We start from the raw sequence: 15,814 nt of genomic DNA, 5'->3' as shown, positions 1-15,814 counted from the left end.
CAAGCTTGAGTCTTGATGCTCTGTTATTTATACATTGTATAATTTTGAATTATCCGTTCATTGTCGCCAGAAATTCTTCATTAGTTTCTGTACGTTCGAGACGTTCTTTCAAAAATTCCATTGCTTCAACAGGGTTCATGTCGGAAAGATATTTCCGCAAAATCCACATTCTGTTGAGCGTCTCAGCATCGTGAAGCAAATCGTCGCGCCGGGTGCTTGAAGACATAATGTCTACAGCAGGGAAAATACGTTTGTTCGACAACTTACGATCGAGCTGTAATTCCATATTACCAGTTCCTTTGAATTCTTCAAAGATCACATCGTCCATTTTCGAACCGGTTTCTGTAAGAGCCGTAGCAATAATAGTAAGGCTGCCTCCGTTTTCAATATTACGGGCAGCTCCAAAGAAACGTTTCGGTTTGTGAAGCGCATTTGCGTCAACACCACCGGACAAAACTTTTCCGGAAGCTGGCGCTACGGTGTTATAAGCACGTGCCAAACGGGTTATAGAGTCCAGTAAGATTACAACATCGTGGCCACATTCTACCAAACGTTTTGCTTTTTCAAGAACAATGTCGGCTACTTTTACATGGCGTTCTGCCGGTTCGTCGAATGTAGAAGCAATCACTTCGGCATTTACGCTGCGTTCCATGTCGGTTACTTCTTCAGGACGTTCGTCGATGAGAAGTACAATCATGTAAACTTCAGGATGGTTCGCTGATATTGCGTTTGCAATGTCCTTTAGTAATATAGTTTTACCGGTTTTCGGCTGAGCTACAATCAATCCACGTTGGCCTTTACCGATAGGTGAAAATAAATCGACAACACGAACCGAAAGAGGATCATTTTTGCTGGTTGTCAGTTTGAATTTTTCATCCGGGAAAAGAGGAGTAAGGTGGTCGAATGCCAAACGATCGCGCACAAATTCGGGAGTACGTCCGTTGATTTTCGTAACCTTTATAAGCGGGAAGTACTTTTCACCTTCTTTTGGAGGGCGAATTGCGCCTTCGACTGTATCTCCTTTTTTAAGACCAAAAAGCTTTATTTGCGACTGAGAAACATAGATGTCGTCAGGTGAAGTGAAATAGTTATAATCAGGAGAACGCAGAAAACCATAGCCATCCTGCATTGGTTCAAATACCCCGGATCCGGTAAGAATACCCTCAAATTCGTAAGGCTTTTCGGTCGGTTCGCTTTGTTTTTTCTGGTTGTTCTGATTGTTTTGATTCTGATAATTCTGATTAGAATTATTGTTGCTATTTTGTGGGCGTTGTTGCCTGTTTTGCTGATTTTTATTAGTGACAACAGGGGCTTCAACAGCCTGAGGCTCTTGAGGCAAAGCAACTTCCACTATCGGAGAAAATTCTGGCTCTTCGGGCGTGCTTTCAGCGACAATCTCCGAAGTGTCTTTTACCGGTTGTTTTGCAGAAACAGGTGCTGGCTTAGGCGTATCCTGCTTAGGTTGTTGATTTTTCGGCTTTTGCTGTTGTTTCGGTTTTTGATTTTGAGGAGTTGTTGTTTCCTTTGAAATCTCTTGCTTTGGAGAGGATGAAGATGTAGCAACAGAAATTTCTTTTTTAGGGGAGGGAGTTGGTTGTGCAGGAGATGCAGTTTTTTGTGATTCCCCGCTACTTCCGGCAACTGGTTTGTTGTTGCTTTTCATACGTGTTCTTCGTTTTTTTGCATCATCACCATCTTTTACCTCACCTTTTTTTTCTGCGGCTTTGGTAATAGCTTGTTCATCAAGAATCCTGTAGACCAGTTCATCTTTTGACAACGATTCGAAGCGTTTAATCTGCATGTCGTTGGCAATAGCTTTCAGGTCAGCAAGATCTTTTTCTCTTAGTTCTAGAATGTTATACATATTTTTGTTTGTGGTAATTTTGTGCTGAGCACACAAGCAATTCTAATATCGGAATCGTTAAGAGTCCGGAAGTATTTTTGTAAATTGAAATGGGATTATAGTGTATGATAGGTACAAAAGACGAAGTAGCTCGTGAAGTTTTGCGATGCAAAGATATATATTTTTTATAAATCACACAATATCTTTTGATAAACTGATTTTTATCATTTTTTTTGAATTATCGTCGATTTTAAAACGATCGTCGATACGATATCCAATAACCCAAACAATCTGATCTTCAGATGTTAGAAGCCAACAATTTTCTTTTTCAAGCAGATTGAGTTTTTTGTCGATAAAAAAATCGCTTATTTTTTTTTTGCCAGTCATTCCCAGGGGATAAAAGAAGTCTCCCTCTTTCGGGCGTCTTATTTTAAGCGGAAAAGTAAGCTTTTCAAAATCAATACAGGCAATATTGCTGTTTTTTACAATGCTGGCAGGTTCAATACTGATCGGTTGTGATAAATAAAGGTTGATCGGTTTGTCTATGCTTGATGTTCCTTCTGGTATCAAATAACTTGAATTATCGGCAGCTATAGAAGACGTTACTAGCAGATGATTCCTGTCCTTAATTATTCTGTGTGTTGAAGAAAAGAATGATTTACCAGATTCTCCATCAAGATGATGCAGTATGTCGTTTACTGTTGCGTCATTAAAATTATACGGTTTAAGCAGTTCAAATAGAAAATAGTGGGCATTGGATTGATTATGCAATTTGCTTATGGAGATTGAAAAATAGTCTTCATGATCAATCACAGCATCTTTTCTAAACGACTCAATAAGATCATTTGCCACTTCATTCAGTTCTCCTAACCGTGAGAAATTCTCCGCCATTATTTGCCTGAAAGATGGATTGAAAGATTCAAACACCGGAATCAATGAATGTCGGATCTTGTTGCGAATGATTAATTGGTCAAAATTCGAAAGGTCCATTCGTGACCGTAAGTTATTGGCAGATATGTAATTATTTATTTCATCTCTGGAAACGGATAGGAACGGTCGTATAACGTAGCCTTGCTTAGGTTGAATTCCCAATAGTCCACGCAATCCGGTGCCTCTCGAAAGGTTGATGAAGAAAGTTTCAATTGAGTCATCAAGGTGGTGGGCAATAGCAATTGCATCTGCGTTTTGCTCTTTTTTTAATGTTGCAAACCATTCATACCTGAGATCGCGTGCTGCCATTTCAATTGAAATTCCGTTTTCTTTGGCGAATGTCTTAGTATCGAATGATGTTGAAAAAAAAGGAATATGCCATTTGTCGGCTAAATCTCTTACAAAAGTTTCGTCAGCATCAGATTCAACTCCACGTAAATGGAAATTACAGTGAGCAACGATACATTTATAACCGGTATTATGCAAAACGTGAAGCAACGCGACGGAATCGGCTCCGCCGCTAACACCCACAACCAGCTTTGCACCTTCTTTGCAAAGTTGATGGGTTGTAATATAAGATATGACTTTATTGGTAAATTCCATTTCTGGAGTTATCGTTTTTCGCTAAGTGCTTCAAGCTCTGTTTGCCGGGCTTGTAAGTAAAGGTTTTGAGGTTTGTTTATCAGTCCGTTTACTTCTCTTTCAAGGCGTAATATTTCAGGCTGAATTTTACTTCTTTCTTCAGCTGATTCGGTGGCGCCATAGGCCGAACGCTGTTGGTTCAACTCACCTTGCAGTCTCGTTTGTGCTTTTTCCAGCGAATCTGCCTGTAAATATATTTCACGGGCTTTAGCACTTTTAAACTGGTCGATTGATGTGTAGCTAATAGTGTCATTGACCCTGAATCCCATAGAGGGCTTGACGGTAGCAGGAGCATCCTGTTCTATTGTAGTGCGGGTGTTCGTTTTAGTTGCTTTGCCTTTTTTGTAACTTTTCAATTGAGCTGCAAGTCGCAGGTAATTAGTGTCGGAACTCTGTATCAGCTTTTTCTCCGGATTGGTTAGATACTTGTAAATCATTACTTTCCCTTCCGGTTGCGAACGGTCCGTGGCAAACCAGCCAAGATTATTAATCTCATCAACAACCATCAAATAGTCATTTGCAGTAGAATTGAATGGAAATCCTAAGTTTTGTGGAGCGTAATAATTGTTGTCTTTTGAGTTGAAGCGGGTGATGAACAGATCGTATCCTCCCAGCGAATTAGCGCCTTGCGCTGCAAAATAGAGCGTAACTCCGTCGGATGAAACAAACGGATAATTAATAACACTGCCAGTTCCGTTTACCTGGTCGCTCAGAGGTATTGGCTCGCTCCAGGAGTCAATCATTTGAAAAGTGCCGTATAGACCGAGCTTGTGCTTCAAGCTGTCTGCAAAAACAACTCGATCGCCGCGTTGTGATTTATAAGCCAGGGCGCCATCGGGAGCAGTTTTGCGAATTTGCTTTGAAGGTATTATAGTGCCAAGATCTTTTCCCATTGAGTAGTATTTGTAGAATTCATTTTTGGCAACCTGCATGCTGTCGACAATAGTAATGGATTCTACGTGTTGTAATAACTGCGCTCCGATTTTGGCTTTTTCAAGTAGTTTGTTAAGCTTTGCAGCTTCTGCCTGTGTCGTTTTGGGTAAAGCAAGGTATGCTTCAATATTAGAAACTGCTTCTTCAAAATGATATTGTTCAAAACACAATTCGCACAACAAAGGATAGGCAGCTGTTATTTTTTTATTAACAGCGATTTGTAAGGATGTGATAGCCTCCTCTTTATTTCCCAGTTTGTTTTGACACTGGCCATATCCATAGTTTGCCGCACCATCATTGGGGCGTTTTTTGAGAATATTTCCGAAAACCCGTGAGGCTTCGGAATATCTCTGGCTATTGAGCAGGCTTTGGCCTTCAGCTATGGTTTGTGCATTAACAGAAAGAGAAAAAAAGAAAAGAACCAAACCGATGATTGAGTATTGGCGCATAGTTCAATATTTTGAAAGAGGGTTATGGAAGCCGTTTTGTTGCCTCTTTTGTGAAAAACAATAATGCTTCGTCTCAGTTAAAGAGTTGAGAATAAAATTAGTGCGTTTTGAAACAGATTGTCCTGTTTTGTATGCAAAAGTAATTTTTTTCATCGGATGCATCACAAGGAACCTGGGATTATTTTCAGTTGAAAGATAAAAATTGCATTGTTCTGTTTGAGAGCTCTTTTTTTGTCAATTAATTCAGATTTTCATTGTTCTACACTAAATAAATGATACCTTTGTGAAAAAATTTTCAGTACAAATATAATTATGGATTCAATTAACTGGTCGGAACTTTCATTTGGTTATATGCCAACGGATTATAATGTTCGTTGTACTTACAAAGATGGCCAATGGGGAGAAATTGAAGAAACAACCGACTCTACTATTACGTTGCACATGGCAGCAACTTGTCTGCACTACGGACAAGAGGCCTTTGAGGGTTTGAAAGCATTTCGCGGTAAAGATGGTAAAATTCGTATTTTCCGTATTGAGGAAAACGCGAAACGTCTGCAAGCTACATCAGATGGTATCATGATGGCGAAGTTGCCAATTGAGAAATTCGAAGAGGCAGTGAAACGAGTGGTAAAATTGAATGAGCGTTTTGTACCTCCTTATGAAAGCGGAGCGTCTCTTTATATTCGTCCTTTATTGATTGGTACGAGCGCTCAGGTTGGTGTGAAGCCTTCCAATGAATATTTGTTCATGATATTTGTAACTCCCGTTGGACCATATTTTAAAGGTGGTTTCCAAACAACTCCGGTAGTTATTCTTCGTCAATTTGACCGTGCAGCTCCACTTGGAACCGGTACGTTTAAGGTTGGTGGTAATTACGCAGCCAGTCTTGTCGCTGGTGAAAAAGCTCACTCAATGGGTTATTCGTCTGTTCTTTATCTTGACGCAAAAGAAAAGAAATATGTTGATGAATGCGGCCCTGCCAATTTCTTCGGAATCAAGCAAAATACATACGTTACTCCGGAATCGACATCTATACTTCCGTCTATTACCAATAAAAGTCTGATGCAACTGGCAAAAGACATGGGTATGACAGTTGAACGTCGTCAAATCCCGGAAGAAGAACTGGGAACTTTTGAAGAAGCCGGTCAATGTGGTACAGCTGCTGTTATCAGCCCTATTTCCCGTATCGATGATGTAGATCAAAATAAATCGTATGTCATCTCTAAAGATGGTACTCCGGGACCGATTTCAAGGAAATTGTATGAACATTTGCGAGCCATTCAGTATGGTGATGAGCCTGATACTCATGGCTGGGTTACCGTTTTAGACTAATATTATACTTTTCAATATAAAAGCATCGCTCGCTGTGGGTGATGCTTTTTCTGTTATTATCAGTGCTTTTTTTATAGTTTGATATGCTATTTAACTCGATAGACTTCGCGTTCTTTTTTTGCATTGTATTTTTGCTTTACTGGTTTCCTGCCCGAAAATCACTGAAAGGACAAAACTGGCTTCTGATGATAGCCAGCTACTATTTTTATAGTTGTTGGGATATCAGATTTCTTTCTCTGTTGGCGCTATCTACCTTTCTTTGTTACATTACCGGCTTGCAGATTCATAAAACAGAACCAAGGAAAGGACGGAAAATTTGGTTGTGGTCGGGTGTCGCGATTAATCTGGGATTGCTCGGCTTTTTTAAATACTATAATTTTTTTGCCGAATCACTGTCGGATTTATTGAAAACGGCAGGTTTTGCTACTGAAATCTCTTCTCTCAATATTATTCTTCCTGTCGGGATATCGTTTTACACGTTTCACGGACTGTCCTATATTTTTGATATTTACAACGACAAGATAAAGCCTACCCGTAACTTTGTTGACTATTCGCTTTTTGTTTCGTTCTTTCCATTATTAATTGCAGGACCAATTGAGCGGGCTACCCACCTTTTGCCTCAGGTGTCGCGACCACGCGAATTCAATTACGATCGGGCAGTGGATGGGTTGAAACAAATTCTTTGGGGACTGTTCAAGAAAATGGTGATTGCCGATAATTGTGCGCAATATGCCAATCAGATTTTCACCCATTCCGAAGCGTACTCGGGAAGTACATTGGTAGTAGGTGCCGTCTTTTTTGCGATACAGATTTACGGCGATTTTTCGGGATATACCGATATCGCGTTGGGAACAGCCCGTTTGCTTGGTTTTGAACTGCTTCGAAATTTTGCCTATCCCTATTTTTCGCGCGACATTGCCGAATTCTGGCGTCGCTGGCATATATCCCTTTCCTCGTGGTTTCGCGATTATCTCTATATTCCGTTGGGAGGCAGCAGGGGTGGAATGTGGGCGAAAATCCGAAATACCTTCATCATTTTTGTAGTGAGCGGATTTTGGCATGGAGCCAACTGGACGTTTATCGTCTGGGGCGCACTGAATGCATTATTTATGATGCCTTTGGTAGTGTTCAAAATGAATCGTAACCATATTGATGTTGTGGCAAAAGGGAAAATATTGCCATCATTGCGTGAAGCCGGAGAAATGCTTTTAACTTTCGCACTGGCGGTTTTTGCCTGGATATTCTTTCGTGCCGAGGATATGGGTCATGCATTTTCTTATTTGAGTGGAATTTTCAGTAAATCGTTATTTTCTTTACCTCAGGTATGGCCCTGGTTGACAATTGTTTTTGTGCTTTTCTTTTTTGCCGTCGAATGGCGAGGAAGAGAGTATCCGTACGCTTTGGGTGGCGTTGCCGGCGATTGGCATAAGGCATGGCGCTGGAGTCTTTATTATGCCATCTTTATCGTGATTATATTATTCAGAGGTAGCGGCCAACATTTTATTTATTTTCAATTTTAAGAGTATATGATGCAGCCGCAAATGAAACGTTTCCTGAAGAAGTTTCTACTGTTTACTTCTCCTATACTGCTTTTCTGGATCACAGAGGCCTTTGTTTTGCCTCCAAATTTCTTTACTTACCGACTTTGGGAGAGCTTGCTCTATTCGAGCCAGATTCCACGCGTGGGACCGTTTTATCCGAATACAACGCTCGATATGACCGAACAGGGAGATTTGGGACACCATACGGGAGAAGCTGTGAATAAAAAAGTAGTGTGGAAAACAGACGAGTGGGGGTTCCGAAATGATCATTTTATAGCAAACCCGGATGTGCTGATTATTGGCGATTCATTTGTGGCAGGTACCGGCTTGAGTCAGGATGAGACCTTGACAGCACGCTTAATGAACCTGACCGGAGGAAAATTACGGATATATAGTATGGCACCTTCCACGCTTGACGATATGATTTATCTGATTCAAAACGGTATCATGCATAAACCAAAATTACTTATCTTTTCGATGGTGGAACGTAATGTGCCGAAGCCAGTAACCGGAGAGATGAGTCGGCCTTTTGATCTCAATACCGCTTCGTATAATGTGAAGCGAAAATTATATGGATTGACTGGTTTTGATGCTTTTTACGATCGGCTGACTCGTTTTTATAATATCCGTTGGGCACAGGCTCGTATTAATAAGCAGCAGGGGAGAGGACTGGTCTCACCGGTAGATCATCACATGTTGTTTTTGCAGGGGAAAAAGTCGGTGGCAAAAGCTGATGCACGGCTGAAATCTGTAACCAAAGCGTTGGTTTCTTACAAGAAATATTGCGACTCTCAACAAATCGAATTCTTGTTCTTGCCAATGCCAAACAAAGAAACAGTTTATTACGATCTGGTGCCATTCCCAACGCAGCCGGATTTTTTATTCCGGCTTGATTCTCTTCTTAAGAACGAGGGCATAACGACTCTAAATGTGCTTCCTCTTTACAATTATGAACGCAGTAAAGGTTCTTTACTGTATCATTCCGATGATTCGCACTGGAACGGATATGCAGCACAACTTGTTGCAAGTGAGGTGAAAAAATATTTGAATACCAAGAAGCTGTGATCATTGAAAATTGTGCGTTTTCGCTGGTTTTTTTTCAATGAAGAAGCTTTATATTTCGGTGAATTTTACAATAATTTCTTCTTTGCCTTCAGGTTGGGTGATTTCATAAGTGCCTTTGTATGTAAGCTGTACATTGTTTAGATTAGCCGATGTTGCCAATGATCGCAACAGAGCAAGCCTGTCGGGAGCATTGCATTCGTGATTGAACCAACAATTCCAGCTATTCGTTGATTGTCCGTCAAATTGGATGATGAACAATGCATGGTCGGAAAATACCAAATCTTCGTAAGCGTATGCAATATCAAGTCCGGTTCCGTCTTTAACGACAAACCGAACTTTTTCAAGTTCGTAGAACTCGATTTTATCTTCAGGCAATAATGCAGCTTCACTCATCATTTCTGTTGTCATAATAGTTTAAGCAAATAAATGGAACCATAATTCTGTTTGTTTTACCTCGTCAGCTTCGTCATAGGTCTGACATTTGAATAACGACATGGTAACAGCTTCTTCAAATTCAATTTCGGTAAAACCGATACCTTCGTTGTGAAGCAGTTCAAGAAGATCTGCCTTAGAACGACATTTGTAGCACGCTTTCCGCAAAGGAGCGTGTTTGTTTACATTCCGAATGAAAATTAAAGCATTTTGAAGAGACATAACTAGAATAATTTCGTTTCAGTACTTTAAATCAGATGCAATTGTTGTGCCAGACGATATATTGTGCTTAATATCAATGATATTTGTTTGTATTGGGCAGTGTGAATAAATAAGAAGCCTACAATTTTGTATGTTCTTGCGTCCATTTTTTACATAATGGTATGTTGTATCTGTCTTATGTTTCTAAAACCGAATAATAATTGCGTTTGAAGGCTTCCTTGAAGTTTTACAAGCTCAAAAGTTTACTGAATAAGCAAGTTGTGTTTAATGGTTGAAAATCGTATAAATCTTCATTTAACTTCATTTCTAATTTTGTTATAATCTTTTACGTGATAATGCGGAGTAATAATTTCTATATTTGTGTTCGGTAAAATGAGCAATGTTCATGTTTACTTGTTATAACTGAAATTAATTGAGATAAAAAGAATTGCAAATGTTCAATATTATTCGCCTTCGGGAAACTGTTTCAACTAACAACTATCTTCGGGAGTTGCTCGTTTCTAGCCGGGAACAATTGTCGGAAGGTATGGTAGTGAGCGCCGATTATCAGACCAAAGGTCGGGGACAAGTGGGCAATGTATGGGAATCGGAAGATGGTGAAAATTTATTGTTCAGTATGTTGCTGTTTCCGAGTAGTATTGAAGCTAACCAACAATTTGTACTGTCTAAAATGGTATCGCTGGCTGTCGCTGGTGTATTGAAAGAAGAAATCGACGACGTTTTTATTAAATGGCCTAATGATATTTACTGGCGGAATAAAAAAATTGCGGGAATCCTGATTGAGAATGACTTGTGCGGTTCCAATATTCAATATTGTGTGATTGGAATTGGACTGAACGTTAATCAGGAATCTTTTGTGAGTAATGCTCCTAATCCTGTTTCTCTAAGGCAAATAACGGGTAAAACATACGATAGAGAAGATCTTTTGAAGCGGATTGTAAAGCGTATCTATATGCTCTATATTCAGCTGTTGCGGGAGGAATTGAATTGCTTTGATGAAGATTATAAGACTGCACTTTACCGTCACGACGGCTTGCATGAATATCGGGCAAATGATGAAATCTTTAAGGCCAGTATTGAGGATGTTCTGCCAAGTGGGCATTTGGTGTTGCAAACAGAGAAGGGAACGCAACGAACCTTCGCCTTTAAGGAAGTGAGCATTGTCCTGTAATGGACAATGCTTTTTTTATGGAATGAATAGATTATCAGAAAGGAACATCGTTGCCTGACCCGCTTAAAAATGGAGGTGGTGTCGGGAAATCAGGCATAGCAGGTGCTGCTTGTTGATTGAATGAATCTTCGTTGCTGATTTTTGATACGAATCCTTTATATTCGTCCTGTTCTTCGTCGTCACGATTCATAAACTTGGCGTACTGTCCTTTGAACCGGAGTTGTACGTCGTCGGTTGCACCATTACGGTGTTTGGCAATGATAATTTCAGCAATACCCAACAGTGAATTTCCCTGGGCATCTTCCGTTATCTTGTAATATTCGGGACGGTGGATGAAACAAACCATATCCGCATCCTGTTCAATAGCTCCCGATTCACGCAAGTCGGACAACTGAGGACGCTTACCTTCATTTCCGGCACGTCCTTCCACACTACGATTCAACTGCGAAAGCGCAATGATCGGAATGTCCAGCTCTTTGGCAAGTCCTTTTAATGAACGCGAAATCATACTTACTTCCTGCTCGCGGCTACCGAAGTTCATTCCACTTGCATTCATAAGCTGCAAGTAGTCAATGAGCAGAATTTTGACGTTGTGCTCTTTTACCAATCGACGAGCCTTTGTTCGGAGTTCGAATACAGATAAGCTTGGCGTATCGTCCAGATAAATCGGAGCATCGATTAGCTTTTTAAGACGGTAGTCAAGTTGTTCCCATTCGTAAGGAGCCAACTGGCCGTTCTTTATCTTTTCACCTTCAATTTCACAAACGTTCATTAGTAAACGGTTTACCAGCTGAACGTTGGACATTTCCAACGAAAACATTGCTACCGGAGTGTTGTAGTCAACAGCCATATTTTTTGTCATCGAAAGGACGAACGCCGTTTTACCCATAGCAGGACGTGCAGCAATGATGATAAGGTCGGAGCGTTGCCATCCGGAAGTCACTTTATCGAGGGCATGGAAACCTGTTTGCACGCCACTTAATCCTTCAGGACGATTTGCTGCGGCCTGAATACGTTTGATTGCTTCATCAATAACAGGATTGATTTGGACAACATCTTTCTTGACATTCTGTTGTGACACTTTGAAAAGCATCCCTTCGGCTTCCTGCATCAGGTCGTCTACGTCGGTGCGTTCGTCAAAAGCTTTGCTTTGGATTTCGCTTGAAACGCGAATTAATTCACGGGCAAGATATTTTTGTGCAATAATGCGGGCGTGAAATTCGATGTGTGCTGCTGAAGCCACTTTCGCCGTCAGCATAGTGATGTAGTACGCTCCGCCTACTTCGTCCAGTTGACCGTTCTTTCGCAATTGCTCGGTAACGGTGTGCATGTCTATCGGTTCCTGCTTAATGGCAAGGTCGACTATTGCGGTAAATATTTTAACATGTGTGTCTTTGTAAAAACATTCCGGACGCAAAATATCGCTTACAATAGAGTAGGCATCCTTTTCAAGCATAATGGCTCCCAACACGTCTTCTTCCAGCTCGACAGCCTGTGGCGGGAGTTTTCCGTATTCATTTGCAGTCGGGATAAAGTTATTGGAATGAGCTTTTCTTCTAGAATTCTTTGTGTTAGTTTCCATTCTTTAGTTTCAAAATTGGGGTTCAAAATTACGAAAAATCTTAGTCAGGGAATATAGTTTGGCGTAAATAGTTTTGAACGGGTGTTGATAACTTTCGACTTGGTGAAAATTTTATTTTGCAGGCATAGAACTGTTGGTTATTTTTGTACACTATTTATACAAAATACTCATGATTACTTTCCCGAATGCCAAAATAAACCTCGGTCTGAATATCGTAGAAAAACGACCGGATGGCTACCATAATATTGAAACAATTTTTTACCCGATAGGATGGAAAGATGCACTGGAAATAGTGCCTTCGGATGCAACTAGTCTGACGATTTCAGGTATTGCAATTGACGGAGACCCGGAGAAAAATCTGGTCATGAAAGCGCTTCGTTTGTTGCGTGAGGATTATGAGATCGGAGAGTTGTCTGTTTCTCTGCAGAAAAACATTCCATTTGGAGCAGGATTGGGTGGTGGTTCTGCTGACGGTGCTTTCATGTTATCGTTGTTGAATAAATTTTACGAACTGCATGTCTCGGAGGATGAACTGGCAAGTTATGCAGTTCGATTGGGAGCTGACTGTCCTTTTTTTATTTATAACCGTCCGGTTTTTGCTACCGGCATAGGAGATATTCTTGAGCCGGTCGATGTAAATCTGGGACAAAATCATTTTGTTGTCATTAAACCGGATGTTGCAGTGCCAACAGCAGAAGCCTATTCTAACGTGAAGCCTCATAAACCGGAGGAGTCTCTTAAAACATTGATTGTTTTGCCTGTTGAAGAATGGAAAGATGTTGTGGTAAATGATTTTGAACAATCTGTTTTTGCTAAGCATCCGGAATTGAACGATTTGAAAGCTCTTCTTTACAAGCAAGGAGCTCTTTATGCATCAATGTCTGGTTCCGGTTCTTCGTTGTATGGTATTTTCCCGCCTGATATCAGACCGGAGTTAAGCTTACGCAATTGTGCCATCTGGAGAGAATTAAAATGAGGCAAAATAAGGGTTTCAAAACGATTAGATTGTTAATAAATAAATCCTAAAGGTTTGGCGGTACGTACAAAAAAGTGTAACTTAGTGCGCTTTTTGAAGCAGAGTGAATAAAATCAAATTTTGCATTTTAAATGATTGATAACGATAGAATTATAAAAGTTAATATCGAGGAGGAAATGAAATCATCATACATCGATTATTCGATGTCTGTGATTGTTTCGCGTGCCTTACCCGATGTTAGAGATGGCTTTAAGCCGGTTCACCGCCGTATTTTGTATGCCATGAACGAGTTGGGTGTGAATGCCAACAAGCCATATAAAAAATCAGCGAGAATTGTCGGTGAAGTTTTGGGTAAGTACCACCCGCATGGCGACTCTTCTGTCTACTTTGCTATGGTTCGTCTTGCTCAGTCATGGTCCATGCGTTATATGATGGTTGACGGTCAGGGTAACTTTGGATCTGTAGACGGTGACTCACCAGCAGCTATGCGTTATACTGAGTGTCGTTTGCAAAAGATTGCTGAAGAAATGCTTGTCGATATTGATAAGAATACGGTTAATTTTCAACCAAACTTCGACGAATCTCTTCAGGAACCGACTGTATTACCAACACGTATACCTAACCTTTTAGTTAATGGAGCTTCGGGTATTGCCGTTGGTATGGCTACCAATATGCCACCTCATAATTTATCGGAAATCATCGATGCTACTATTGCATATATTGATAATAATGAGATTACTATTGACGAGCTTATTAAATATGTAAAAGCTCCCGATTTTCCAACCGGAGGTATCATTTACGGTTATGCCGGTGTGCGAGAAGCGTTCGAAACCGGTCGTGGACGTATAGTGATCCGTTCGAAAGTGGAAATCGAAGCCGAAGCAAATGGGCGTGAAAAGATCGTGGTCACAGAAATTCCATACATGGTGAACAAGGCCGAGCTTATTAAAGCTATTGCCGACATGGTGGAAGATAAAAAGATAGAGGGTATCTCCAATATTAATGACGAAAGCGACCGTGAAGGTATGCGTATCGTGGTAGATATTAAACGCGATGCCAATTCCAATGTTGTTCTCAACAAATTGTTCAAATATTCGGCATTACAATCTTCTTTCAGTGTCAATAATATTGCACTGGTACATGGCCGTCCGCGCACGCTTTCATTAAAGCAATTGATAACATATTTTGTAGAGCATCGTCACGAAGTGGTTGTGCGTCGTACACAATTTGAACTTGCCGAAGCTGAAAAACGTGCACATATTCTTGAGGGCTTGATTATTGCAAGCGATAATATCGACGAAGTAATTGCAATTATCCGTGGGTCGAAAACACCCGACGAAGCTCGCACAAGTTTGATGGAACGTTTCTCTTTAAGTGAAATACAATCGCGTGCCATTGTTGAAATGCGTTTAAGACAACTTACAGGTCTTGAGCAGGATAAATTACATGCCGAATACAAAGATATTCAGGCATTAATTGCTGACCTGAAGGATATTCTTGAAAATAAAGAGCACCGGATGAGAATTATCGTGGATGAACTAACAGAAATCAAAAACAAATACGGAGACGAGCGTCGTACTCAAATTGTTTATGCTTCTGAAGAGTTCAATCCTGAAGATTTTTATTCTGATGATGAAATGATCATCACAATTTCTCATTTGGGTTACATCAAACGGACTCCGTTAAGCGAGTTTAGAGCTCAAAACCGTGGTGGGGTAGGCTCAAAAGGCAGCGATTCCCGAGATGAAGATTTTATCGAATCAATCTATCCGGCGTCCATGCATAATTATATGCTTTTCTTTACACAAAAAGGACGTTGCTACTGGTTGAAAGTATATGAAATACCGGAAGGTACTAAAAACTCTAAGGGGCGTGCTATTCAGAATCTTCTCAATATAGAGTCTGATGATAAAGTAAATGCCTTTATACGCATCAAGCAACTTGACGATCCGGAATTTACACAATCGCACTATCTTGTATTCTGTACTAAACAGGGCGTTATTAAGAAAACCAGTCTGGAAGCTTATTCTCGTCCACGTTCGAATGGTGTTAATGCTATCACTATTCGTGAAGACGATGAAGTAATCCAGGTTCGTTTGACAGATGGCAAGTCAGAAGTTGTTATGGCTAATCGTAATGGTCGTGCTATTCGTTTTAATGAAACGAAAGTTCGCGAGATGGGTCGAACAGCAACCGGCGTTCGGGGAATGGCTCTGGATGACGATGATGATGCCGTTGTTGGAATGGTTTGTATTAAAGACCCTGCAAATGAAACTGTTTTAGTTGTCTCCGAAAAAGGATATGGTAAACGTACCTTGTTGGACGAAGTGGACGAAAATGGTAATGTAGAAGCTGTTTATCGTGTCACTAACCGTGGCGGTAAGGGTGTAAAAACAATGAACATTAGCGAAAAAACCGGTAAATTGGTGACAATCAAGAATGTTACGGATGATAATGATTTGATGATTATCAATAAATCGGGAATTACAATTCGCGTGAAGATGGCCGATATTCGCGTAATGGGTCGTGCAACACAGGGTGTTCGCCTGATTAATCTTGACAAACGGAACGACGAAATTGCATCTGTTTGTAAAGTTCAGTCAGAACCAGACGAAGAAATTCCGGCAGAACCTATTGAATTAAATGAGGAAATAAACCAAAGCACTCAGGAAGAGTCAAATTGAAAAAATCTCAAA

Annotated in this window: 12 protein-coding genes; 6 read left to right on the top strand and 6 right to left on the bottom strand. The window is 40.4% G+C overall.

Features of this window, described 5'->3' with window-relative positions:
• Positions 1 to 49: 49 nt before the first annotated feature.
• From rho to PJIAN_RS12480, 3 genes are all read right to left on the bottom strand, one after another.
• On the bottom strand, positions 50 to 1,864 hold the full coding sequence (gene rho, locus PJIAN_RS12490; RefSeq protein WP_068706455.1) for a transcription termination factor Rho: 1,815 nt from the start codon (positions 1,862 to 1,864) through the stop codon (positions 50 to 52).
• Between the two features lie 171 nt (positions 1,865 to 2,035).
• Positions 2,036 to 3,376, bottom strand: a complete 1,341-nt coding sequence (gene tilS, locus PJIAN_RS12485; RefSeq protein ID WP_068705545.1) for a tRNA lysidine(34) synthetase TilS — start codon at positions 3,374 to 3,376, stop codon at positions 2,036 to 2,038.
• Between the two features lie 8 nt (positions 3,377 to 3,384).
• Positions 3,385 to 4,797 (bottom strand): tetratricopeptide repeat protein, encoded by a 1,413-nt coding sequence (locus tag PJIAN_RS12480; protein ID WP_068705543.1) that lies wholly within the window; start codon positions 4,795 to 4,797, stop codon positions 3,385 to 3,387.
• 312 nt (positions 4,798 to 5,109) lie between these two features.
• On the opposite strand from PJIAN_RS12480, the gene PJIAN_RS12475 reads away from it, so the two are divergent.
• The 3 genes from PJIAN_RS12475 to PJIAN_RS12465 all read left to right on the top strand — a co-directional run bounded on the left by PJIAN_RS12475 (position 5,110) and on the right by PJIAN_RS12465 (position 8,735).
• A complete protein-coding gene (locus tag PJIAN_RS12475; RefSeq protein ID WP_068705541.1) occupies positions 5,110 to 6,129 on the top strand; it encodes a branched-chain amino acid aminotransferase in 1,020 nt (339 codons plus the stop codon).
• A gap of 83 nt (positions 6,130 to 6,212) precedes the next feature.
• Positions 6,213 to 7,649, top strand: a complete 1,437-nt coding sequence (locus tag PJIAN_RS12470; RefSeq protein ID WP_068705539.1) for an MBOAT family O-acyltransferase — start codon at positions 6,213 to 6,215, stop codon at positions 7,647 to 7,649.
• Positions 7,650 to 7,655: 6 nt separating this feature from the next.
• A complete protein-coding gene (locus PJIAN_RS12465) occupies positions 7,656 to 8,735 on the top strand; it encodes an alginate O-acetyltransferase AlgX-related protein (RefSeq protein ID WP_068705537.1) in 1,080 nt (359 codons plus the stop codon).
• Between the two features lie 48 nt (positions 8,736 to 8,783).
• On the opposite strand, the gene PJIAN_RS12460 is transcribed toward PJIAN_RS12465, so the two are convergent.
• On the bottom strand, positions 8,784 to 9,143 hold the full coding sequence (locus PJIAN_RS12460) for a hypothetical protein (protein WP_068705535.1): 360 nt from the start codon (positions 9,141 to 9,143) through the stop codon (positions 8,784 to 8,786).
• A 6-nt stretch (positions 9,144 to 9,149) separates the two neighbouring features.
• Positions 9,150 to 9,389, bottom strand: coding sequence for a hypothetical protein (locus tag PJIAN_RS12455; RefSeq protein ID WP_068705533.1), 240 nt, complete (start codon positions 9,387 to 9,389; stop codon positions 9,150 to 9,152).
• A gap of 433 nt (positions 9,390 to 9,822) precedes the next feature.
• On the opposite strand from PJIAN_RS12455, the gene PJIAN_RS12450 reads away from it, so the two are divergent.
• Positions 9,823 to 10,560 (top strand): biotin--[acetyl-CoA-carboxylase] ligase, encoded by a 738-nt coding sequence (locus PJIAN_RS12450; protein ID WP_068705531.1) that lies wholly within the window; start codon positions 9,823 to 9,825, stop codon positions 10,558 to 10,560.
• A 34-nt stretch (positions 10,561 to 10,594) separates the two neighbouring features.
• Here the strand turns inward: PJIAN_RS12450 and dnaB are convergent, their stop codons facing one another.
• Complete coding sequence (dnaB, locus tag PJIAN_RS12445) at positions 10,595 to 12,142, bottom strand: replicative DNA helicase (protein WP_068705528.1); 1,548 nt, start codon at positions 12,140 to 12,142, stop codon at positions 10,595 to 10,597.
• Positions 12,143 to 12,311: 169 nt separating this feature from the next.
• Between dnaB and ispE the strand changes: the two genes are divergently transcribed.
• Positions 12,312 to 13,118 (top strand): 4-(cytidine 5'-diphospho)-2-C-methyl-D-erythritol kinase, encoded by an 807-nt coding sequence (ispE, locus tag PJIAN_RS12440; RefSeq protein WP_068705526.1) that lies wholly within the window; start codon positions 12,312 to 12,314, stop codon positions 13,116 to 13,118.
• Positions 13,119 to 13,249: 131 nt separating this feature from the next.
• Positions 13,250 to 15,802, top strand: coding sequence for a DNA gyrase subunit A (gene gyrA / locus PJIAN_RS12435; RefSeq protein ID WP_068705524.1), 2,553 nt, complete (start codon positions 13,250 to 13,252; stop codon positions 15,800 to 15,802).
• Positions 15,803 to 15,814: the final 12 nt, after the last annotated feature.

Source organism: Paludibacter jiangxiensis (genome assembly GCF_001618385.1).
Classification (GTDB): domain Bacteria; phylum Bacteroidota; class Bacteroidia; order Bacteroidales; family Paludibacteraceae; genus Microbacter; species Microbacter jiangxiensis.
Note: the sequence above shows the minus strand (reverse complement) of the source record. Positions and strands in the feature narration are given on the sequence as shown.